This window comes from Pseudoalteromonas sp. NFXS53, assembly GCF_056629255.1.
Genome location: NZ_JBWVBR010000001.1, coordinates 324,749 through 348,094 on the forward strand (window position 1 = coordinate 324,749; position 23,346 = coordinate 348,094).

General features: G+C 40.8%; 22 protein-coding genes. 12 read left to right on the plus strand and 10 right to left on the minus strand.

Going from position 1 to position 23,346, the window contains the following annotated elements; genetic code table 11:
• Nucleotides 1-101: 101 nt before the first annotated feature.
• The 3 genes from AC1HJP_RS01330 to AC1HJP_RS01340 all read left to right on the plus strand — a co-directional run bounded on the left by AC1HJP_RS01330 (nt 102) and on the right by AC1HJP_RS01340 (nt 4,518).
• A complete protein-coding gene (locus AC1HJP_RS01330) occupies nt 102-1,349 on the plus strand; it encodes an efflux RND transporter periplasmic adaptor subunit (protein WP_480359835.1) in 1,248 nt (415 codons plus the stop codon).
• Nucleotides 1,350-1,412: 63 nt separating this feature from the next.
• A complete protein-coding gene (locus AC1HJP_RS01335; protein WP_480359837.1) occupies nt 1,413-2,102 on the plus strand; it encodes an ABC transporter ATP-binding protein in 690 nt (229 codons plus the stop codon).
• Nucleotides 2,095-4,518 (plus strand): ABC transporter permease, encoded by a 2,424-nt coding sequence (locus AC1HJP_RS01340; protein ID WP_480359839.1) that lies wholly within the window; start codon nt 2,095-2,097, stop codon nt 4,516-4,518. The genes AC1HJP_RS01335 and AC1HJP_RS01340 overlap by 8 nt, the downstream gene beginning before the upstream one ends.
• A gap of 238 nt (nt 4,519-4,756) precedes the next feature.
• On the opposite strand, the gene opgC is transcribed toward AC1HJP_RS01340, so the two are convergent.
• From opgC to AC1HJP_RS01370, 6 genes are all read right to left on the minus strand, one after another.
• Complete coding sequence (opgC, locus tag AC1HJP_RS01345) at nt 4,757-5,875, minus strand: OpgC domain-containing protein (protein WP_480359840.1); 1,119 nt, start codon at nt 5,873-5,875, stop codon at nt 4,757-4,759.
• Nucleotides 5,876-5,993: 118 nt separating this feature from the next.
• Nucleotides 5,994-7,370: a peptidoglycan DD-metalloendopeptidase family protein gene (locus AC1HJP_RS01350; RefSeq protein ID WP_480359842.1), complete on the minus strand. Its 1,377-nt coding sequence runs from the start codon at nt 7,368-7,370 to the stop codon at nt 5,994-5,996.
• 210 nt (nt 7,371-7,580) lie between these two features.
• A complete protein-coding gene (locus AC1HJP_RS01355) occupies nt 7,581-7,754 on the minus strand; it encodes a hypothetical protein (RefSeq protein WP_480359844.1) in 174 nt (57 codons plus the stop codon).
• Entirely contained in the window at nt 7,735-8,268 is a 534-nt protein-coding gene (locus tag AC1HJP_RS01360) for a hypothetical protein (protein WP_480359845.1), read from the minus strand. Before AC1HJP_RS01360 ends, AC1HJP_RS01355 begins: the two co-directional genes overlap by 20 nt.
• Nucleotides 8,269-8,523: a helix-turn-helix transcriptional regulator gene (locus AC1HJP_RS01365; protein ID WP_138479151.1), complete on the minus strand. Its 255-nt coding sequence runs from the start codon at nt 8,521-8,523 to the stop codon at nt 8,269-8,271.
• A gap of 712 nt (nt 8,524-9,235) precedes the next feature.
• Nucleotides 9,236-10,453 carry a helix-turn-helix domain-containing protein gene (locus AC1HJP_RS01370; protein ID WP_480359848.1) on the minus strand — a complete coding sequence of 406 codons (1,218 nt, stop codon included), beginning with the start codon at nt 10,451-10,453 and terminating at the stop codon, nt 9,236-9,238.
• 160 nt (nt 10,454-10,613) lie between these two features.
• Between AC1HJP_RS01370 and AC1HJP_RS01375 the strand changes: the two genes are divergently transcribed.
• Nucleotides 10,614-11,048: a DUF6326 family protein gene (locus AC1HJP_RS01375; RefSeq protein ID WP_480359850.1), complete on the plus strand. Its 435-nt coding sequence runs from the start codon at nt 10,614-10,616 to the stop codon at nt 11,046-11,048.
• A gap of 145 nt (nt 11,049-11,193) precedes the next feature.
• On the opposite strand, the gene AC1HJP_RS01380 is transcribed toward AC1HJP_RS01375, so the two are convergent.
• Nucleotides 11,194-11,847 carry a glutathione S-transferase family protein gene (locus AC1HJP_RS01380; RefSeq protein ID WP_480359851.1) on the minus strand — a complete coding sequence of 218 codons (654 nt, stop codon included), beginning with the start codon at nt 11,845-11,847 and terminating at the stop codon, nt 11,194-11,196.
• An 82-nt stretch (nt 11,848-11,929) separates the two neighbouring features.
• On the opposite strand from AC1HJP_RS01380, the gene AC1HJP_RS01385 reads away from it, so the two are divergent.
• From AC1HJP_RS01385 to AC1HJP_RS01400, 4 genes are all read left to right on the plus strand, one after another.
• A complete protein-coding gene (locus tag AC1HJP_RS01385; RefSeq protein WP_480359853.1) occupies nt 11,930-12,460 on the plus strand; it encodes a TetR/AcrR family transcriptional regulator in 531 nt (176 codons plus the stop codon).
• A 974-nt stretch (nt 12,461-13,434) separates the two neighbouring features.
• Nucleotides 13,435-14,313 carry an ATP-binding protein gene (locus AC1HJP_RS01390; protein ID WP_480359855.1) on the plus strand — a complete coding sequence of 293 codons (879 nt, stop codon included), beginning with the start codon at nt 13,435-13,437 and terminating at the stop codon, nt 14,311-14,313.
• Nucleotides 14,314-14,326: 13 nt separating this feature from the next.
• Nucleotides 14,327-14,665, plus strand: a complete 339-nt coding sequence (locus AC1HJP_RS01395) for an STAS-like domain-containing protein (protein WP_480359857.1) — start codon at nt 14,327-14,329, stop codon at nt 14,663-14,665.
• Entirely contained in the window at nt 14,665-15,240 is a 576-nt protein-coding gene (locus AC1HJP_RS01400) for a hypothetical protein (RefSeq protein WP_480359858.1), read from the plus strand. Before AC1HJP_RS01395 ends, AC1HJP_RS01400 begins: the two co-directional genes overlap by 1 nt.
• A 679-nt stretch (nt 15,241-15,919) precedes the next feature.
• Here AC1HJP_RS01400 and AC1HJP_RS01405 read toward each other — a convergent pair.
• Together AC1HJP_RS01405 and AC1HJP_RS01410 are read right to left on the minus strand one after the other, a co-directional pair.
• Nucleotides 15,920-16,720: a DUF2145 domain-containing protein gene (locus AC1HJP_RS01405; protein WP_480359860.1), complete on the minus strand. Its 801-nt coding sequence runs from the start codon at nt 16,718-16,720 to the stop codon at nt 15,920-15,922.
• Nucleotides 16,721-16,792: 72 nt separating this feature from the next.
• Nucleotides 16,793-17,143 carry a hypothetical protein gene (locus AC1HJP_RS01410; RefSeq protein ID WP_480359862.1) on the minus strand — a complete coding sequence of 117 codons (351 nt, stop codon included), beginning with the start codon at nt 17,141-17,143 and terminating at the stop codon, nt 16,793-16,795.
• 241 nt (nt 17,144-17,384) lie between these two features.
• Between AC1HJP_RS01410 and AC1HJP_RS01415 the strand changes: the two genes are divergently transcribed.
• The 4 genes from AC1HJP_RS01415 to AC1HJP_RS01430 all read left to right on the plus strand — a co-directional run bounded on the left by AC1HJP_RS01415 (nt 17,385) and on the right by AC1HJP_RS01430 (nt 21,609).
• Nucleotides 17,385-18,131 carry a helix-turn-helix domain-containing protein gene (locus tag AC1HJP_RS01415; protein ID WP_480359864.1) on the plus strand — a complete coding sequence of 249 codons (747 nt, stop codon included), beginning with the start codon at nt 17,385-17,387 and terminating at the stop codon, nt 18,129-18,131.
• A 13-nt stretch (nt 18,132-18,144) separates the two neighbouring features.
• Nucleotides 18,145-19,542, plus strand: a complete 1,398-nt coding sequence (locus tag AC1HJP_RS01420) for an alpha/beta hydrolase (protein WP_480359866.1) — start codon at nt 18,145-18,147, stop codon at nt 19,540-19,542.
• Between the two features lie 214 nt (nt 19,543-19,756).
• On the plus strand, nt 19,757-20,203 hold the full coding sequence (yiaA, locus tag AC1HJP_RS01425) for an inner membrane protein YiaA (protein ID WP_480359868.1): 447 nt from the start codon (nt 19,757-19,759) through the stop codon (nt 20,201-20,203).
• 392 nt (nt 20,204-20,595) lie between these two features.
• Nucleotides 20,596-21,609 (plus strand): LacI family DNA-binding transcriptional regulator, encoded by a 1,014-nt coding sequence (locus AC1HJP_RS01430; protein ID WP_480359870.1) that lies wholly within the window; start codon nt 20,596-20,598, stop codon nt 21,607-21,609.
• A gap of 134 nt (nt 21,610-21,743) precedes the next feature.
• Here AC1HJP_RS01430 and AC1HJP_RS01435 read toward each other — a convergent pair whose 3' ends face one another.
• Nucleotides 21,744-23,228, minus strand: coding sequence for an MFS transporter (locus AC1HJP_RS01435; protein WP_480359872.1), 1,485 nt, complete (start codon nt 23,226-23,228; stop codon nt 21,744-21,746).
• Nucleotides 23,229-23,346 lie beyond the last annotated feature (118 nt).

Genomic DNA, 23,346 nt, shown 5'->3' on the forward strand with positions numbered 1-23,346 from the left:
AATCGCACTCAAAGTTATAAGTCTTTGTTATATATGTATTTTTTATTTTGGCACAGTAATTGTCTTATATCTAACAAATCTAAACGATTAGGATGTTAGAAATGGATAAAGTGATCAGCAAAAAACGCACATTTAAAGCATGGTGGTTGGCAGTCCCTGCAATTGCCATTGCGTATTTTTTAATAAGCAATACGGCGAACAGCAGTGGTAGTCGTTATAACCTAGAAATGGACAAAATAAAGATAAGCACAGTCACTCGTGGTGAATTCACCGATATGATCCCACTACGCGGCAACATTACTCCGAGTAAATCAGTGTATTTAGATGCCATTGAGGGTGGCCGTGTAGAGCAGCGCTTTGTAGAAGAAGGCGCGATGGTTAAAAAGGGCGATAAGATTTTAGCTTTGAGTAACACAGGGTTACAGCTTGATGTTATCTCTCGTGAAGCACAAATTTCTGAGCAGTTAAATAACCTACACAATACCCGTTTAGCCATCGACCAAAACCGTTTAAATCTAAAGCGCAACTTATTAGAACTGGATTTCGAGATTAAACAGAGTGAACGCAAACTAGCTCAGCATAAAAAGCTGGTGGCGAACAACTTAGTGTCGCAAGACGAATTAAAAGCCGTGATCGACCGCACACAATATTTAAAAGATCGCCGCACATTGGTAATTGAACAGCAAGAGCAAGATGAGCTAATTCGTACCGCACAAATTGCTCAGCTTGAAGACAGTGTTGCTCAACTTAATAAGAACTTAAGCTTTGCCCGTAAAAACCTTGAAAACCTAGTGATCAAAGCACCGATTGACGGCCAGCTAACCGCATTCAATGCTGAGCTGGGTGAGTCAAAATCGCGTGGTTCACGTTTAGGTCAGGTTGATATTGTCGGAGAGTACAAGGTCAGCGCGTTAATTGATGAATTTTATCTGGGCCGTGTATTTGCTGGTCAAACCGCAAAAATCACCCACCAAGGTCAAGATTACACACTGACACTGGCAAAAGTTTATGCCGAGGTAAGCAATGGTCGTTTTGAAGTCGATTTAACCTTTAACGATGCCTTACCTGAGCGTATTCGTCGTGGCCAAACTTTACAGATGGAGTTACTACTTGCCGATGCAAAACCAGCCAAAATGATCCCAAATGGTGGCTTCTTTCAAGATACCGCAGGTAAGTGGGTGTTTGTAATCGAGCAAGGTAGTGATGTTGCAGTTCGCAAACAAGTTCGCTTAGGCCAGCGCAATAACAAATTCATTGAAGTGTTAGAGGGATTAAACGAGGGCGACAGAGTCATCACCTCAAGCTACAGCACTTTTATCGACATGCAGACTTTAAAGCTGACGCAGTAAACGTGCGTCATCAATGAACAATTAGAAAGATTTAAAAATTAAAAAAGAATTAGGACTAAACAGATGATCAACTTAACTAACATTAGCAAAATATTCCGCACAGAATCAGTCGAAACACATGCACTGGATAGCGTCTCGCTGAACGTAGAGCGTGGTGAGTTTGTGGCCATTATGGGTCAGTCTGGCTCGGGTAAATCAACGCTACTCAATATCGTCGGCATGCTCGATCATATCGACCAAGGTGAATACATTTTTGATGGTAAAGACATCAGTGGCTTCACCGAAAATAAGCTGGCCGACATTCGAAAAGACAACATTGGCTTTATCTTCCAAAGCTTTAACTTAATTGATGAATTAACTGTTTTTGAAAACGTTGAGCTGCCATTGGTTTACCAAGGCATAGCGAAAAAAGAGCGTGAGCAGCGCGTATTGGCAATTTTAGAAAAGGTCGACATTGCGCACCGTAAAGATCACTACCCGCAGCAGCTCTCAGGTGGTCAACAGCAAAGGGTAGCGGTTGGGCGTGCCATTGTCGCAGAGCCAAAAATGCTCTTGGCCGATGAGCCAACAGGTAACCTAGATTCAAAAAACGGTGAAGAGGTTATGAAGTTGCTTGCACAATTAAATCGTGAAGGCGTAACCATCGTGATGGTTACCCACTCAGATCACCATGCCAATTACGCGCACCGTGTGATCAATGTATTAGACGGTCATATCGTGTCACAAAATATGCAGGAGGTGCGTTGTGCTTAATAACTATTTGATCATTGCCTATCGCAATCTGTTAAAACAAAAACTTTACTCAGGTATTAATATTCTTGGCTTAGCTATTGGCTTGGCGATTTGTATCAGCATGGCAATCTTTGTTGAGTCTGAGTTAGGTTACGATAAACACATTAAAGGCCACGGAAACATTTACCGTACGTCATTAAAGATGACAGTGCCAGGCTCGCCTGCACAACATTTTGCACAAGGCTCGGTATATAACGCTGAACGTTTTTCGGCAAATTTTGATGAGATCCAAGAAGCAACTCGACTACGTGAAATCGGTGCCACTTTAGGGTTTGGCAATACACATTTTAGTGATGATGGCATTAATCTAGCCGATGCCAATGCGATTGAGTTTTTCTCTTTAGAAATGCAACAAGGCGATGCGCAAACAGCCCTTGCTGCACCCAACTCTGTGGTATTGACAGAGTCGGCGGCACAGCGCTATTTCTCTAGCACCAATGTGATGGGCGAAACCCTGATGTTAGCTAATCGCATTAGTTTAAAAGTCACTGGGGTAATTAAAGACTTACCAACACGTACTCACTTAGATATTTCGGCGCTAATTAGTATGGGTACTGCCCCTGAGTTTTTACAAAACCCAAATTGGGATCAAAACCCAAGCTTTAACTATCTGACTTATTTTCAGCTTACGCCGAATACAGATATCAAAACCCTTGAAGCTGGATTTCCTGATTTCTTAGAAAATCATGTGAGTAAAGGACTAAGCGAGGCGCTTCATTATACCCTGATCAATATTAGCGATATTTATTTAAACTCTAACTTTTACGGTGAAATGAAAGAAAATGGCGACATCAATATCGTCTATTCATTCAGTATTATTGCCGCGCTTATTCTACTGATTGCGTGTGTGAACTTTATGAACCTGTCTACCGCAACGGCGACTAAACGCGCAAAAGAAGTCGGGGTACGTAAAACCCTAGGCGCGAAGAAGCACAGCTTAGTTACTCAGTTTATGGTTGAAGCTATTATGCTTTGCTACATTGCTTTATTCATTGCAATTGCACTGGTTGAGGCGACCTTGCCTATCTTCGCAGATTTTATTGGCAAAGAGCTGGCATTTAACTACTTCGATTTAGGCACAGTGGCTATTTTGTTATCTCTGGGTTTATTTGTCGGGCTGATCTCAGGTGCGTATCCTGCGTTTTACTTAAGCGCTTTTAAACCTGCTAAAGTACTGAAAGGTGAAGTGACCCAAGGTAAAGCCGGCGCGTTGCTGCGCAAAGGTCTAGTCGTTTTTCAGTTCAGTGTGGCGATTATCTTGATTGTGGCAACCGTGGTAGCAAGCTTACAGTTAAGTTATGCGCGCAACATCGACCTAGGTTATGACAAGTCGAATACCTTTATACTGCGTGGTTTATATACCACAGAAGCCAGCCCACAGCGCGATGCCATTAAAACGCAATTATTGGCGAACCCAAATATTAGCAGCGTCACCAAAACATCACGCTTCCCAACAGGCTCTCTGACAGATGCTATGGGCTTAATTCATCCTGCAACGAAAGAGATGCAGCTTATGCCTGTGCTGGCAGTCGATGAAGATTATTTCTCGTCTTACAATATTAAGTTACTGAGTGGCCGAGGGTTCAGCCGTGATTTTACTGCAGATGCAATTTCTCGACCTTCAGAAGAAAACCCAAACCCTGAGTTTAGTGTGGTCATTAATAGCGTAGCCGCTAAAACATTGGGCTACACCCCTGAAGAAGCGGTAGGTAAACAGTTTAAAGTATTATTCACTCGTACCTCTGAAGGCACGGCGACCATTGTAGGTGTAACAGAAGACTATTATTTCTCGTCTTTAAAAACAGAAGTGGCGCCGACCTATCACTTGCTAAACCATAACAATGGTTACAATATGTCGATTAAATACACAGGCGACACCGCACAAGTTCGTGACTACATTGAGCAAACCTGGAGCAAATTTGTTCCAGAGCAACCGATCGCATTGGACTATCTAGACGATAGATTCAACCAAATGTATCAGCAAGAAGACAGAGAATTCATTGTATTCAACCTGTTCTCATTACTGGCTATTTTCATTGCGTGTTTAGGGCTATTTGGTCTTGCATCGTTCACCACACAACGCCGTACCAAAGAAATTGGTATTCGTAAGGTACTAGGCGCATCTGTGTTAGACATTGTTATCTTGATCAATAAAGAGTTCTCAAAGCAGGTGTTGATTGCCAACATCATTGCTTGGCCTGCTGCTTACTTCATTATGCAAGAGTGGTTAAACAGCTTTGTGTATCGTATTGATTTATCAATATTGCCATTTGCTGTTGCAACGACTTTGGCCTTTGTGATTGCGTGGGTAACGGTAGGCTCTTTATCGGCTATTGCTGCAAAAGAGCGACCAATCACAGCATTACGATATGAATAGGGTATATCAAGATATATTTCTCTTTGATAAAGCCAGACAGTGATAACTGGCATTAACTTTCAGCAAAAAAATGGCTTCTCTCCAGAAGCCATTTTGCTTTTGCACTACTTGTGTGAGTTACAAGTGATTTATATTTTTCTGAAATTAAGATTATTGAACCCCGCGCTTTTAATAAGTCGGGGCATTTTTGATGGTAAATAACAATGCCAATTAAGGTGAAGTTGCATAAAAGTTTGCGTTACTTGAGAGTTGATATTTCGCAAGGCGATGCGTTTGTACCATTTTTAACTGATCTTATTTTATTGCGCCAAATGGCATCTAGCTTTGCTGGCAGTGCGAGCAGTAACACAAAACCGACACAGGCTAAAACATCCCAATACCAATTTTGTGTAGTGAACGGGTTTGTTGCGGGCAAAATAAAATAGATGGCAACACAGTGAAATGAAAACACAGGCAAGGCATGTTGGCCAAGAAAAACAGGGTATTTTAGAGTGAACAACCAAGCGCATTTTCGCATTAGCAGCATAACCAAATAAGCTGCAAGCAGCAGATTAGCTTGATAAACCAAAGATGCACTGCCATGGCCTACAAAATAAGGCTGCATTAGGTCAGGGAACCCATGCTTAATAATAAAGAGTGCGGCAATACAGGTGAGCAAGAAGGTTTTTATCGCAATCGGAAACTCAAACGTATGGCCTTTATCAAACTTTAGGTGGCTTAGAATAACCCCCATATAAAAGTAAATTTGCCATGCAAATGGGTCGAAATAACTGACATTGAGTTTTATATCACTAAAAACAGCATTAAACGGAGCGCTCAGAAAATCTGCGCTAATAAATTGTGCCAGTAGCCAGACTAAGCACGATAAAGCACCCACTAAATATGCTTTACCTTGTTTAATCGCCAAAATTGCGAAAGGTAAGAATATCATTGGCACCAAATATAAAATCAGAATGTCGTGAAATCCTGGGTGTTCAAGCAAGACAATGGCAGAGCCAAAACTTTGCATAGATGAGATAAACCAGTTACCGGCATTAAAAAAATCAGTCCAAATGGGCTGAAACAACGGAAATAGCCAAACAAGCAAAAAAGTGCAGAAAATAGCAAAAAGGTGAAAACCATAAATGGTCGCACTTCTGCGCCAAATTTTTTGTTTTAAACGAGTTGGGTGTTCAACCAAACGACCGTAAACCAAGAACGCCACAAACCCAGATAAAAACACAAAACCTTCAGCGGCAGAAACAAAGCCAAGAGGAGTACGGGTGAACTCAGTAACAAAACTGCCGTATAAATGATTACAGGCAATAATGATAAGCAGCCAGCCACGAAGGCCATCGTAGGCGAGGTTTCTGTTCACGGGCTATCCTTGTTTGATTTGCACCTTATTTAGGTATTTATTTATACCTTAAAGCACAAATCAAACTAAGTGAGTTTTTCTCAACCCTTGTCGCTTATGATTGAGATGCATGGGGTGATCACTCGGCAATGTGGGTATCGCTGTTGCTAATGGCCGCATATCTTTGATTGACTCCTTGAATATGCGTTTTAAATGCCACTAACTCTTCGCCTTTCAACTGAATATTGCTTGGTTGCTTCATGGTTAATGGGTTAATTGCTCTGCCATTTTTATGCACTTCATAGTGTAAGTGACGGGCTGTAGACATACCGGTATTACCTAAGTAACCAATGATTTGCCCTTGTTTTACACTGGCGCCTTTTTTAATGCCTTTTGCGAACCCTTTTAAATGCGCATACAAGGTGCGATAGCCGCCATGATGCTCTAATAAAACACGATAACCGAAGCTTTTGCTGTAATTGGCTTTGAGTACTTTACCCTTACCAGCCGCCATAATAGGTGTACCAGTTGGGGCACTGAAATCAATGCCTTTGTGTTGGCGAGTGTAGCCTAAAACAGGGTGTTTTCTCTTACCAAAAGACGATGAGAGTCGCGCGCCATTGAGCGGTGTTTTCATTAAAAAGTTTTGCGCCAGTTTCCCATCTGAAAAGTAATAGGCGTCTTCAAACTGGTAGAGCTGATAAACGTCTTTGTTGTTCACAAATTCTATGGCAACGAGTTTTTGCGGGGCACTAAACTTTTCAAATAAATGTGCGTCTTGTTGCACCCTTGATTGGCTAAAGTTTAATGTGATCTTATCGCCAGTTCTGATCTCACGTTGAAAGTCGACAAAATGAGACATGGCTAAAATCGCACTGTTGATCACATTGGCAGGGATCTCTGCCTGACTCGCCGCTTTATAAAGGCTTTGACTGATCTCAAATGATTTACTGAAGCGGCGCTGTCTCACCTCTATTGAAAGAGGTGACAACTGCCAAGTGTTATCAATTAATGTGGCTTCAATTAATTCGCCATAGCTGGTGGCAAAGCGAAGGTGCTTTTGTTCTTTTACTGTGTCGGTGTCTGCGGTTTCGTTGCTGTTTATGTCGGCATCAGTCATTGTTTCAGCGGCCTTAACTGGCGCATTTACTGTATGCGTGACAACATCGAACTGAGTCCCAGATTTAATTTTCTTAAAATCAAAATGAGGCTTTATGTCGCGGGCTAGCGCATAAATTTGCGACAAACTGAATCCGGCTTCTTTTAAAACATGGGTTATGGTTTGGCCGCGTTTTAACGTATACGTTGTGATTTGAGGCGGAGTTTCAAGCGGCTCAGGCTCAGTGATAATCTCTGTTGGTAATTCAGTATTAGCTACATCTTTGTTGCTGTCAGCTACAGCTGTATCAGGGGTTGCCTGCACTGAAAGAGGTGCATTAGGTTGTGTTGCTTGTTCATTATTGTCTTTGCAGCCAACTAGAAATGCGCTTAACAATAACAGTCTTTTTAAAGCCATATTACTTCCTTGAAACATCGCTGTTGAACGAATGTATTTTCATTTTATTTTTATAGTTAGATTTTTTATCAGTTCAGGCATTCTAATCGCGCAGGGTGCACGTCAACTGAACGAGTCATTTAGTGTAAGGACTTTTTGGTGGGAATAAAACAAATAAACCCTGAAAATCAGGGTTTATTTAGGTGATTGAGTTAATTAGTAAAGACTAAATTAACCTTCGTCAGGTTCGACAGGCAAAGTCGCTGGTTGGTAGCTACCGTCGGCGCTTTTAGTTTGGTCAATTTTGTCGCCGCGAGGTGGATCTTTAGGTGGAGAAATACCGCCACCTATACCACCAATACCAGCAGTAACCCGTTCCAAATCTTTAAGCTTTAGTCGCTGCATAATTTAATCCTTTGAATCTAAAAGAAAGTGATAGAATAGCTAAAGTCGCTAATATATGTAGTATCAGCTGAAGTTTTGCTAAGATATAGTTCTTAAAATACATTACATCAATTAAGAAGCTTTTATACAAGAAAACTTCTACATAACTTATAGCATGACCAGCTACAGATATTAAACATAGGAGCATGATTGCAGCTTCCTGCGGACTAAACTTTAGTTTAGTAGCTTCATAAAAAAACTTATTACCTGTAATATTGTAAATTTTATGTGCTATTCTTTTTCTGAACAAAATTGGGAATATATATAAAAAATTAAAGAAAATAGCCCATGCATAATAATGGGTTGTCCAATGAATAGCGTATGTTTGAGTATACTCTTCAAAACATGCAACGGTTAGACTTAGAATTAGTAGCCATCTAGCGCCTATGTTGCTCCAATTATGAATCAATGCAAAAGTAGCGATAAGAAAAGGTAGGTAATTTATAAGATCTAAATATTCTGATAATGCTTCCATTTAATCTCTCCTTAAAAACGAAAAATAAGAATCAAGATCGACACCGAATATGAATAACACATCTAATAGTTGTGTCATGGTCATTTCACTTTTGCCAGACTCCCAATTACTTATCGTAGATTGATCAACATTGGATATCATTTTTTTAGCCAATTGTGCTTGTGACATGCCTTTACTTTGCCGCATTTGCCGTAGTGAACGTTGCACATGAAGCTTAAAGCTTTCAGCACTGCGCTTTCTTTCGATTTCCTTCATTCAACCCCTATCCGTGTTTTAACAAATTAATAGATAAAAACGGGGACAGGCTATCATGAGAATATTCATTTGTATATATTTTGTTAAATACCGTGCAAAATACACTTTGCGTAGCAAAGTTACTTTTGCGCAACCATAAATTAGCCATTTTAGCTGTAGTTGAGGTATTTTAAATTAGCCTTCAATTTTACTTCTTGTCGCGTTGGCGACGGCAACCAAAGGGCGGCTGCCGCCGACCGCCCTCTGGACTCCCACGGCGCCCCTCTATCTCGCTGTTTCTTCAAATAAGTAATTGATGTGAACGTAAACGGCTGAATAGTCCGTCCATGGACTAAATCAGCCTTGCAGCGCATCCATGCGCTGACATTACTCATCAATTGCTTACTTTCAGGCGATATAGAAGGGGTAGGGGCTGCCTGTTGGTTTTGTGTATTTCGTTTAGCAAATTTTGAGTCTGACAGTTTTTGTAGGTCGTCATTTATGGCGACAACGACCAAAGGGCGGCTGCGTCATTCAATTAAAAGTAGCTCCCAAACTCACCTCTGAAGTATCAGTTCGAAGGTCTCTGAACTACTCATCAATTGCTTACTTTCAGGCGAGATAGAAAGGGGATTTGCCTGTTGGTTTTATGTACTTCGTTTAGCCAAACTTGAACTCTAAACTTTCTTTTCAATGTAACTCGTCATCAATGACAACATTTAACACAAAGGCTCTAGTTCACTTTCCTATACTCACTCGGCGTTTGCCCCGTGACTTGCTTAAACGCCTTATAAAAAGACGAACGGGCGTTAAACCCTACGTCGAGTGCAATGTCGAGCACCGTATCTTTATTAGCGATGATTTTAGGTTTGGCGGCTTCTATACGCCATTGATTTACATAATCAAAAAAATTAATACCTAAGGTTTCATTTAAAGTTTGTGATAAATAATTAGGTGAAATGCTTAAGTGAGCGGCGAGTTTGTGTAGCGTTAAGCTCGGATCTAAATACAGGTGCTGCTCTTGCATCGCGGTATTTATCTTCTCGGCAATGCGGCTGGCTTGTTCTGAGTTCAGTGCCGAGCGTTGATACTTTTTAGCGGTATCAAGTTGCTGTGTGTTTAAAAGCTCAGATGCTGTCGCTTCAAGAGCGGATTGTTCAGCGCTAAGTTTATTCTCTAATAGGGCGTCTTGTGTATCTGCTTCATTGAAGACGAGTAAAACTGGTTTTTGCTGTAAACCAAAGTGAGCCAAACTCCATAACAAGCATAAAGTGATAAAGGCCTCTGTTCTGGCACTGAATAAAAATGCGTTAAACAAGCTTGATGAAAACACACTGACAAGAGACAGCAGCCAAAAACTGATTGCACAATACATCAGCCAGTTGAACCACTTTAAGTCATGATGCTCATTATTTGAGAAGAAATCCTTTAACCACTCTCGATAGTCTTTCAAACGCCTCACGATTAAATAAAGCGTAAAAACGCACTGAGCAAGCCAAAGCAACATCATGATTAATAAGCTAATAATAATTGTTTTGGCCAGTGGAGTAGAGGCGGTTCCATCATCTATAAAAATGGCACTGTGACTTGCTTCGGGCAACAATAACATCATGCCTGAAACCAAGACTGCCGGAGCAAGCAAAACAAAATGCAGAGCATGTTTTCTCTGCCAAATAAACGTTTGCTGGGCTGTTATGCCTTTTACATAAAACCACAATGAAGGGCAAAGCATGAATAACGTTGGAAACGCCATCACAGTATAAATGTGATACCACTGGGGGAGTGATTGCATGACAATGTTGTTCATTGCGAGTACCCCACAGCAAAACAAAAGTAACGCTAAGTGCAAATAGGTTGCTTGGTTTTTTGCACGCGCAAGCAGCAGCGGCACACTTAAGCAAGTCTGGCCCACAATCAGTAAGGTTAAAAACACCACAACGGGGTCGGTCACAGTTTATTCCTTTATTTCATTCCATTTATTCTTAGCACTGTTAGACACTTAATAAGTGTCCGCGCTTTTAGTCTCGGACGACATAACTCTTTATAAATTATATTTTTAGTCTCAGCAATTGATACCGCAAAACAATGATTCAAGACAAAAGGAGTGAACAATGACACCTAGCAGTCAAATAGCAAGCGGCTTTGAAGACATTAAAATTAACATAAAACTTAAACTCTCAGCACTTTGGGTGGCGGTGATGTTTTGTTATGTCTACGGCGATTATATTGAAGTATATGTACCCGGCGTCATATCTAAAGCATTAGAAGTAAGCCCTGATGACGCAAGCTTACAAGCCAAGTTTTTTGCTATCGCTTTATTGATGTCGATCCCCAGCGTAATGATCTTTCTGACCTTAGCATTAAAACCGACAATTAATCGTTGGCTTAATATCATCATCCCCGCTTTATTCATTATTTTGCTGGTTGGGCTAAATCTCGAAACCACATGGGGGTTTTATTTATATCTGACCGGGTTAGAAGTTATGTTATCGGCATTGACTATTTGGTATGCGTGGCAATGGCCAAGAACAGAAATGAGTGAATAACATAGTCGAAAGGAAAGTGCCTTATGAGTATGAGCTACATGACACTTAAAAGCTGTTTTAAGTGTCATGTAGCTCGTCATTTATAGCGACATTTTGGAGTTTGCCTTTAACTCATCTATTTTATCGCTTTCTTGAACAGCTGGTCTTAATTCTTAAAACTCAATACTTCAGCACAGTGAGGATATTCAAAGGCGGCTTGATAATACCGCTTAAGTTCAGGGTATTGATTTAGCAAGTTTAAATCGCCCTCTAAAGCATTAATGTAATCAAGCATTGGCAGTAAAATCGCATCAACTAAAGTGAAGAGCTCACCTAAAAACCAATTAGTTTTTTTACTTTGCGAATTATATTTTGCTGCCAATATTTTTAATGTTGAATGTGCTGCCAGCTTTCCCTTTTCCAAGGCTTCTAAACAAGGTGTTCCATCTTGATTTGCTGGAAACTTTAAGGTTAAAACATACAAAGAGATCAAATCACGATAACCATATATCGACAGCATGCTACTCCAAGCATCAATTAAGGCAGCTTGTTTTGTGTCGCTGGCAAACACGCTTGGGCCTGCAAGTGTATCTAGATAACGAGCAATGGCATTAGATTCTGACAAAATGAAATCACCATCAATTAATACCGGCACCTTGCCATAAGGGTGAAGCTTTAATAGCCCCTCGGAACCCAAAGTAACATCTTCACCTTGCCACTGGTTTTGCAACGTGTAGGGCAATGACTTTAATTTACAGATCATCTCAATTGAGCGAACAAATGTTGAAAAATCAGGGCCTACAATCTTGAGTGTGTTCATTTTTACTTTCCTTTTCTGAATGGTTGCACTCGATATTATTTGCAACGACAATATGTTCAAGATCATATTTTAAGGAATAGCTATGCCTTGGGATGTTACGCATAAAACTAAAAGCAAAGAGAAAATTCTGATCTGCGCTGCCAAGCTTTTTGTCGAAAAGGGCTTTGATGCTGTGGGGATCAATGATGTGATGAAATCAGCAAACATGACGCGTGGTGCCTTTTATGCGCACTTTAAGTCAAAGGCCGACTTATATAATCAAGCGCTGGTGGTTGCCGCTTTTGAAGCAAGAGAAAGCATTACTCAAGGTTGCGACCAAGGTTTTGCAAGCCTGCAACATAATTATTTACAGCAAGGGCAAGACCCAGCCTTGAAAGATAATCAGCAATGCCCGATAGCTTTGTTGATTTCAGACATCAGACAGCGTGAGCCATTAGTCAGAGAAACTTACGAAAAGGTGTTTAAAGGCTTTGTGAAATATATAGAGTCACAAGGACTAACAGAAGCAGAAGCACTTAAAGAAGCCGCAACTATGATTGGCGCAGTGGCTTTGTCGGAGTCGTTGACTGATAAAAAGTTGGTGGAGAAGTTATTAGCCGCGTGTGAGGAGTAAGGTGCAAAATATATGTTGCGAAGCAAGACTAGCATTGTGATTTGAATGGCCGAACCGGACCCAAGCTGCTTGGAAGTAATGCAACTCTAAACTTTTTCATTGTAGGTCGTCATTTATGGCGACATTTTGGGTTAGCCTTCAATTTTGTTCTTTGTCGCGTTGGCGACGGCAACCAAAGGGCGGTTAAGTATTTCTATTTTATACTGAGCAGAAAATCATCCCTGAAGCCTTTGTCAGTCGGCATCCATGCCACTATTTTGAAGAGCTCATTTTGTAGGTCGTGCTTTAGCGCGACAGGTTTAAAAGCTGCCTTCAATTTAACCTCTTGTCGCGTTGGCGACGGCAACCAAAGGGCGGCTGCCGCCGACCGCCCTCTGGACTCCCACGGCGCCCCTCTATCTCGCTGTTTCTTCAAATCAACAATTGATATGAACGTAAACGGCTGAATAGTCCATCCATGGACTAAATCAGCCTTGCAGCGCATCCATGCGCTGACATTACTCATCAATTGCTTATTTTCAGGCGAGATAGAAGGGGGAGGGGAGTTGTCTGTGGGGTTTGTGTTTAAGGTTGCACTATGGAAGATTGTATCCAGCGAATTTTCGAGATAAGAAATCAGGAAGTGGTTTTAATCAAAAGAATAAAATCAATGACTCTGACCCCATTGATTCAATAGTCCATCCATGGACTTAATCAGCCTTGCAGCGCATCCATGCGCTGACATTACTCATCAATTGCTTATTTTCAGGCGAGATAGAAGGGGAGTGGGTGTTGTTTGTTAGCTTTATGGGTAGGTTTGTAAGATGTAAAGTCTGATAGTATTGTTTTGGAATGAGTTTCTTTGGCTATGTAAAATTCGATATGCTTCTGCATTGTTAGATTGATACAATACGCCGAGCTTTTTACTTTCTTTTAATGCCTCATATGGGTTAGAGTATTAATTTAAAAGGCTTTATTGTTGTTTATAGGTGGAAATGGACAGGGATCAAATTTTTATAGACGAAAAGTTAAGCTTCACCGCTTTACCAGTAAACCAAAATACATTTAATTTGGTAAGGCATTTAGAAGCTATTGGAGACAAAAGACGGTTTTTATTAGATTTTTCTGAATGCACAGCTATATGCGCTTTAACAGCTTTGTATTTATTTGCATTGGTATCAGGTAGGCAACATTATGGTTCGAGAAAAATCTGCTCCTTTAAGTTACCAAAAGACAAAAGACTTAGACAAGAGATGGAGTATATTGGTTTTGTAGATGCTTTAAGTGCAGCTAAAAGCAATAAACTTTCTAGTTTGTGGAATCGTTCAAATTTTGTTTGTGGCAACCTTTCTAATGCAGCTCAGCTGCGTGATGCTATCAAAAGAGAGCTAAAATTAGATCAGTTACCTGATAAACTGTCATCAGCAATAAAAGAGACATGTTTAAATGTTTTTCATCATGCTTATGGTAAACCTACCAGGTTGTTAGACGTGCAGTGGTGGTCATATTTCTACAAGGATATAGACGAACATGGTGAATATCTGGACATCGGTATTTGTGATAGAGGGTTAGGAATTCCTGCTACTATTAGGCCTCTATATCCATTAGGCTCTCCTGATGATGCTTATCTTATAAAACAAGCTATGAAGAGATCCATAACGTCAACTAGAAGAACAGACAGAGGAAAAGGCTCTTTGGATATAATTAAGCCGATCAAATTTATGAAAAACTGCAATGATAAACTGTTAGTTTTAAGCGGTAATACAGGTGTGTACTATAGAATGAGTAATGACGAATTAATTGATACACATCTTCCTGAGTTTGAAGGCTCAATCAAGGGTACGATTGTCCAATGGCGTTTGTATTTAAATTAATGGAGGTTGTTAAATGAGCGAGATAGTTAAAGTAAGTGATTATACGCTTGATCCTTTAGGTAGATATCATGAGGATGGGCCAGGAAATGGTGAAGATTTTCGAAAAGAATTTTTGTTGCCACACTTAAAAGAAGGTAAAAAAATAGAAGTACATCTCGATGGAGTAAATGATGAATATGGCTCATCGTTTATTGTTGAGGCTTTCGCAAACTTAATAAGAGTTGAGAAATTAACACCAGATTTTATCAAAACCCATTTAATTTTGGTTACTAAGCATGCAGATTGGAAGTCAGAAATACTAGATTATATTCGCGAAGCTGAAATTGAATTTGAATTTGAGAACAGTAAGTAATGCTTGATTTCTTGATCAAATCTTTACCAATTGTATTTGGTTGGTATGTAATCCTTGATACTAGTAGGCACATAACTTCCAGAAATGAAGCTAGGAGCGCACTTGAAAGTTTAGTCAACAGCATTGATGATTGCTTAACTGAGTCTTTGAAAGACTGGCATGGTTATTGTGAAGATTTGAAGTCAGGTAAGCATGACCAAATAACTCTTAATATTCAAATGATGAAGCTTAATAGGATTAAAAGTCAGAGTAAATTACTGAATAATTATGGCTTGAAAGGGGTTAGTAATAATGAAGTTATCAAAATAAAAAAAATTTTAACGACAACCCCTGCATGGAAAAATTTTAATTCTGAAGATGAATATAGTAAATTTTTACGAGAAAAAATGGAAATGGCTAAATCAATCCAAGCAGAAATAACCCCTATTCTTTACGAAGAGTTTTATAAAGTTTACCCTCCGGTAGTAAGGCCTTTCATTTCTAATAAGTTTAAAGAGTATATTATCTGGCCTACTATGGTACTTTTCTTAGTAATTATTTATACAGAATCATTAAAAATAGTATTTGATTACTAGAACTATTCTGAATTCTTTCTAATTTCTTCAATTCTATATTTATATAATTCTCAATATAGTTTTAAATTAAAACCAGAAAACAACTCCAATTCCCTTTTATCACACCCTGAAAATAATGAATTGATGAGTAATGTGCTCGCATGGCGGGATTTTTGTTCCCGACAAATCCCAAGTCCCTAAATCCATTTAGGCAATGCGAGCCTAGCTATGCTCGTACATGGACGTAACTTCATGGCGTGTACGTTCATCGATATTTTTAACAACAGTTAAATAACCTTGCTTCGCAACGTGTATTTTGCACGATAAGTGTGATGAAGGGCGCCGTGGGGGTGACGAGTGACCGAAACGAAGTTTCGCAGCGCGAGGAAGTGGAGGCATGGATGCCGATAGGCCTAAGCTTCAGGGATTAACCTCAGCTCAGTAACCAATTGAAATGCTTAGCCTCCCCTTGGTTGTCGTCGCCAATGCGACAAAGAGTCAAATTGAAGACTAACCTCAAAATGTCGCCATAAATGACGACCTACAAAAAGAGTTTTGAGATCTGTGTTGTTTTACATCCATGTAGCTACGCCCATCGGGTATCCATACCCTCACCTCCTCGTGCTGCGAAACTTTGTTTCGGTCACTCGTCGCCCTTGCGCAAAAGTAACCTTGCTTCGCAACGTGTATTTTGCACCTACTAAAACAACTTACTCACCTTGCCACCCTCATAAACCACAGCTTCTTCAATCAAGCCAAACTCTTGCAAATACCGACCAATACTCGTAAAGCTGGTGGTCTGAATCTTTCGCCCATGGTCGTCGGTACTCACTCCTTTAGCAAACCAATTCCCTAATGCCAATTTGAAGCGGCTGACTTTCACTGGCTGTGGCGTGAAATAGGCTTCGGTATTGGCTTTAATACGCATCATGTCGTCGGTTTCGTATATTGCAGCATTGATCACATTCAGCGTGTGCTCTGTACAGTTTTGAAATTGGTTGTTAAATGGGTTGGCGATTAACGAGTAATTTGGGTTATGTAGTGTTTGGTTTTTACCTGATGAGATGGCTTCAATTAAACGAAGTTGCAAGTCGGGTGAGGGAATAATAATCCCAGCTTTTAGACTCTCTACGGCCCAGAAGAAGTCGACAGGGTAGTCGGTCATTAACGCACTTTTTGCTGGGTTATCGGCATTTTGATAGAGATTATAAATGGCATAACCTTTAGCCTTGTCGCCATTGTCTAACGTGATTTGAGAGTAGACGGCAATAGCTGTGTGAGTGAATTGAAAACCGCGAGGTAAGTCTTTTTCTGGTTGACCTAAACGCGCAATAATAAACGCACGGGCGCCTTGTTTCGCGGCGTACTTTTCGACGGATTTGGCAAACTTAGCCACTTCTTCGGCTGAAAATTTAGATTCGCTATTTTGCTGACTGCCTGCAAAGGTATTTAGAGAAAGCAGCAAAGCAAATGTGAAAATGAGAGATTTAAAGTAGCGCATAATGTGCTCCTTGATTAAAAGTCGTAAAGGGGCTTTACAGCTTTTGGTAGGTATTTGAGTTAAGTCGCTTAATTAGCCTTTCTTGTCTGACTTCTTCATTTGCTCTGCGGGTGAGCGGTCCACGGTAATGGTGATCTCGGTAATTTCGAGCGGTTCATGCTTATCGATTTTATGTTTGCCTGACGCAGCATCGATTAGTGACTCGCCAACAGCTTGGCTTGCTGATGCGGTGCTGCCAACAACTAATAATGGTACTGCAACAACGCCACTGGCCACTTGGGCGCTGGCTGTTGTGCTGTGTGCGCTAGCAAGTGCTGAGTGGCGGCTGCCTTTGCTGGCATGTTCTGACGCCGACTCTGCGTGTGATGCAAATGAGCTTAATGCAATTAAACCTAATGTGAAAAGTTGAGAAATGCGTTTCATAGTGGTGTCCTTTAAAATTCAACATACTGTGTTTGTTTGCGTTGAATACAAGTTAGACCAGAGGCTTAATTACGTAAACTCAGTTATTAGATGTAGCAATTTAAGAAACTCTAAGTATAGTAATCCTAAACTATCAGGCGTTTTACTCTGGCTTTTTCAATTGGCTTGATTGTTGGCGGTAATGATTTTCTTGCCATCTATGCACTTTTGAAAGTCATTGGTAATAAATATAAGGAATACTATGAGCCAAATTTCGCAGGTGAGCGATACACTTAAAATGCTGCTTAAACAGCAAAAGTTAACGTACAAAGACATTGCCGAAAAACTCGACATGAGTGAGGCAAATATTAAACGCATTTTTGCTCAACAAAGCTTTACTTTGCAACGCCTAGAAGAGATCTGTCATTTATTGCAGATTAGCTTGTCTGATTTATTTACCATCACCGAGAAACAACAAAACCAATTAACAGAGCTGACATTAGATCAAGAACAAGAGCTTATTGATAACCCTAAGTTGTTGCTGGTGGCGGTGTGTGTGCGTGATGCATGGCAGTTTGACGACATTATTGAGCAATATGATATCGACCAGTTTGAGCTTATTCGCTTATTTGCACGGCTTGATAAAATCAAGCTGATCCAACTATTACCAAACAATCACTATAAACTCCTCATTGCCCAAGATTTCAGATGGATCAAAAATGGCCCATTAGAGCGATTTATGGAACAAGAAGTGCTGCATCGTTTTATGGCGAGCAAGTTTGATGAAGAAGATAGCTTCCGTTTTTATTTACGTGGCCGTTATTCCAATTCTTCCATTGAGATCATTCAGCGTAAATTGAATCAGCTCACTAAAGAGGCTGCGATCTTGAATCAAGAAGATTCAGCGCTGCCAATTTCGAAACGTAAACATATGGGGCTTTTATTCGCGATGCGAGCATGGGAACCAACTTTATTCGAGCAGTTTAGACGCAATAAATCACAAGATTAGAAGGACACTTTCCATGTCAGTTAATACTATTTTCAATAAAGCGATGTTGAGCGCTGCGGTTTTCTCTATAAGTGCCTTCTCAGCTAATGTGTTTGCGGTCAATGTGTTTACCACTAAAGCCGCTAGTTCGCTTAACTGCGTGACAATTAATAACGACATTGCGCAAATCGAAAAGTTTAAACAAGCAGGCACCTATCGATTTGCCAAAGGCGGTGTTCAGCGCATCAACTTCAATTTTGCATCAAACAAACCTTTTCAAGATTACTTGGCTGCAGCGCGCGCGCATATTAATGCGCAAAACCCCAAAGCCAGTATGCCTTGCCCAATTAAAACAAAAACCAGCAAACGCTTGTATGCAGATAAACCACTTCAGGTTGTAGATTTAATCGCCCCGTTTGAACTCAAAGCCGATAACGAAAAAGCAGCGGTATTACTTATTCATGGTTTAACTGATTCTCCGTATTTATTTCATGATTTAGCCAATTCATTTGTAGAGCAGGGTATATCGGTGCGCACTCTGTTATTACCTGGGCACGGTACGGCTGCAGAAGCACTAGTTGATATTGACCAAGCTGATTGGCGACAGGCGGCATCGTATGCCATTAAAAGTATGCTTAACGATTTCGATAACGTGTATTTAGGTGGCTTTTCAACAGGCGGTGCTTTGGTTGTTGATTACTTGAGTCGCAATACCTTGAACGAAAGTGAGCTGCAAAAACTTAAAGGGGTAATGTTATGGTCACCTGCCAGTGAGGCTAAAGCGGATATGGCGTGGGCAGCGAAATACGTCAGTTGGTTTAAAGATTATTTAGATGAAGCGGCTGATATCGACTTTGCTAAGTATGAGTCGTTCCCTGCCAATGCGGGCGCACAAGTTCATGCGCTTATGAAGCGAATTAAACCGAAAAAGCTAAAAGGGCTGCGCAATACACCGTTTTTTGTGGTGGCGAGCGAAGTGGACCAAACCATCGAAACTGATGCAACGGTAAACATACTTGCCCGTTGGCATGCACAAAATGGCGCAGCGCAATCACAAGATAAACTTGTCTATTACTATGCAAATAAAGCTGTAGATCAACTTAATGCCTTGCCTAACTCATTAAAAACCGTCACGACCTTTTCATGCGAAGGGCAAGTTTATTGTAAGCGAGTGCTTGATATAGCGCACACATCCCCAACCAATGCGCCGAGTAATCCGCATTATGGTTGGCAAGGCAGTTATCGTAATTGTGAGCATTTAACAGGTACAGATCTATTTGCCAGTTGCAAAACAACGTCTTCACCTACTTTAGGTGAGTTAACAGAAGAGAACTTACAAGCAATGCCAAATTTGCAGCGCTTAACCTTTAACCCTTACTACGAGCAAATGCTTGAACAGATGCAGGGTTTTATTGCGAGTACTTTAAAGTAATCATTTCTGTGATTTTAAGGTTTGTTAACTAACTGGGTCCTGACCTCTGTCAGGACCCAGTAGGCAGTAAAACTGTATAAAAGTTTATTAAAACAATACTTTTAGTCCCCAAATACTAACCTTTGATAGTTTGGGTTTACTAAATTTAATGTGTCTCTAATACTGAAGCCACTTACAAGACGTAATGAATTTAAGATTAATGGAGACACAGATCATGAATAAACAAGTACTTATTAATAAACCAAGTAAAGCTTTTAGAATGGCGTCAGTTGCCATGTTAGTAGCGGGTGTTTCGGCATTCTTGATTGGTTTAGCAAATGCCACTATGCAATTGAATGAAAAAGGCTACTACCTAGCAGTATTGTTATTTGGTCTGTTTTCATTCGTGTCGTTACAAAAGACCATCCGCGATAAAATGGAAGGTCACACCATTTCAAAACCTTATTTTATGATGTGCTGGGCCGCTGCCGGTTCTGCAATTGCACTGTTAACTGTGGGTCTAGTAAACGCAGAATTGTTACTGAGCGAAAAAGGCTTTTACGCAATGGCGTTTTTATTAAGCGGTTTTGCTGCAATCACAGTGCAAAAGAATGTTCGTGACGTGATGGCATTGGGGGATGATGAAGTTAAAGAAGAAATTGACCTAGAGCCTCAATCATAAATAAGTATTACTACTTTACAAAAGCGTGGATTCCCTCACGCTTTTTTGTACTTACTTGCGCGACATAAAGTCGCGCCTACAGTCAGCTATTAATGCAGAGAGTTGGTTTTCCCTGAAGGCGTTGGTTTACCCTAAGCTTTTCTATTTGTATTACACTGCTCGACATAAAGTCGTGCCTACAGTCGGCGATTAATGCAGGGTGTTGGTTTTCCCTGAAGGCGTTGGTTTACCCTAAGCTTTTCTATTTGCATTACACAGCGCGAAATAAAACCGCACCTACAATAAACAACAAAGAACCGTTTTTACTTTACTAATCAATCCTGTGCTTTTAACTACACATAAAAGGTCTACTCAGGTATATTCTTACATGAGTCTAACTACGAGTTTTGTCTGTGAAAAAAGCAACGTCTTTCGATATCGCTTACCTTGCTGGGGTGTCGCAATCAACGGTCTCTCGCGCATTGCGAAATAGTCCTTTGGTGAATCAAGAAACCCGCGAAAAAGTGCAAAAAATTGCCAAAGAATTAAATTACAAAGTTGATAAAAACGCCAGTAACCTGCGTTCTCAACACAGTGATACGTTGGCCTTGTTACTTTTTGAAGACCCTACCGATGATGGCTCAGCCATTAACCCTTTCTTTTTATCTATGTTGGGCAGTATTACCCGTGCCTGTGCAGACAGAGGTTATGACTTATTAGTTTCTTTTCAGCAAGCGAGCAACGACTGGCATGCCGATTTTGAAGACAGTAACAAAGCTGATGGTCTAATTTTGCTGGGTTATGGAGACTACGTCGACTTTGCTGAAAAACTCACAAAACTGTCTGCGCAAGGCACCCATTATGTTCGCTGGGGGGTGGGTGAAGATCAACTTAAAGGCTCAGCAATTGGTTGTGACAACTTTGCAGGTGGTAAAGAAATAACGCAACATGTGCTGAAGCAAGGCTGTAAAAAGCTGGCTTTCTTGGGCACAGCATCCAGCCATGCGCCAGAGTTTTTCGACCGATATAAAGGTCACTGTGCAGCGCTTGAAGAGCATGATATTAAGGCTGATGAGAAGCTGCAAATAAACGCTTTGTATACTGAAGAAGCGGGTTATGATGCAGCGAAAAAATTACTCGATTCAGGCGTTGAGTTTGATGCTATTTGTGCAGCGTGTGATTTGATAGCAGTTGGTGCGATGCGCGCTTTAAAAGAGCATGGTTTAAGCATTCCTGAAGATGTTGCTGTTGCTGGTTTTGATGATATTGCTGTTGCCAACTTTACCTCGCCGCCACTTTCTACGGTGAAACAAGACACCAAGCGTGCAGGCGAGTTATTGGTCGAAGCGTTGCTTGATATGATTGCAGGCAAAGCGGTAGAAAGCCGTCTGATAGAACCTGAGCTTATTGTTAGACAGTCTTGTTAGTACGGCAGAAGCCCAGTATAAAGCAGTCAATGCATAAATTATAAAAAAGCCGCCAAAGAGATTACCTTGGCGGCTTTTTACTTGGGATAACGCTAAATAAACTTTAACTTTTAAACGTCACTTTGATTCTTAAATTAAGCCGTAGCCTGTTCCGAAGTGGCTTCAGCCTTTACCGAACCATTCTCTTTCACGAAATAAACCGACAATGCTGCAAGCAACATGGCGCCACCGGCCATCATCATGATATAAATGGCTTGGTTGTCGAATACTGAGGTTAAGATCCAACCCGCAAACAAGCCCGATACAATTTGTGGTGCGGCAATGGTGAAGTTGAAAATACCCATATACACGCCAGTTTGTTTTGGCGGTAAGCTGCCAGCAAGAATGGCATAAGGCATGGCTAAAATCGCCGCCCAAGCCATACCAACACCAATCATCGAAATCATTAGCATCACAGCACCTTGTGGCACTTCGATTTCAGTTATGCCTAAGTTAACCATTGTCAGCGTACTGTCTTGCCAGAAAATGATACTGATATAGCCGATAGCACCCGCGAGAAGTGACAGAGAATAAGTCAGTTTACGACCGATTTGGTTAGCGACTTTTGCCATGAATAATGACGCGATAGCGGCAAAAACTGAGTATGCAGCGAACATAATACCGACCCAATCACCAGCGGTGCCTTTAGCTTGGGCTATATGCGCAGGCACTTGGCCAACTTGAGATAGGTAGTCAGGATCAAACCACTTAGCGTCCACACCCCAAATGTGTTGGGTGATGGCTGGCATGGTGTAAACCCACATAATGAATAACGCAAACCATGAGAAAAACTGCACAATGGCAAGGCGTTTCATGGTTTCAGGCATGGTTTTCATTAAGCCAAAGAATCCAGCTAGACGCTCACCCAGTGGCAGCTTTTCGGCTTCTTGAGTCAGTTCAGGTAAACCATTCTGACCTGGTGCGTATTCTTTTGTGCGAAGAACAGTCCAAAGCACTGAACCTAGCATAACGGTTGCACCAATATAGAAAGCCCAAATAACAGAAGGAGCGACTTCACCTTTTTCAGCAACGTTTTCTAAGCCAATCACATTGGTGAGTAAGAAAGGTAAAATAGAGCCAAATACTGCGCCGATATTGATTAAGAAAGACTGAATTGAATAACCCAGGTTACGTTGGTCTTCAGATACCATATCTGAAACAAGCGCGCGGAATGGCTGGAAAGCTAGGTTAAATGCGGCATCCATCAATGCCAGCATCATGGCACCAAATAATAGCGGCGTCATAAAGGTGGCAATGTTTGAAGAGTTTGGCATCAGTAACATACCAAATGCAGCGGCAATACCACCGGCTAAAATATATGGGTTGCGTCGTCCTAAACGATTCCATGTTTTATCAGAAGCTGAACCAACGATAGGCTGGATGATCAAGCCCATTACTGGGGCTACTAGCCAAAAAAGAGAAAGAGAATGGAGATCTGCGCCAAGGTCTGAAAGAATTCGACTGGCATTGGCATTTTGTAAGGCAAAGCCGAACTGCACGCCTAAGAAACCAAAACTGACGTTCCAGATCTGCCAGAAGCTCAATTTTGGCTTAGTGTTTTGTGTTTGTTGTCTGGTCATAAAGCGACTCTTATTGTGAATTTATACCAATATTTATACAGATGACTTCGACTAATTCGCATTCACTTATTAGTCAGTCTAAACCGTAAAAAAATGGCATCTAATATGACATTCAATC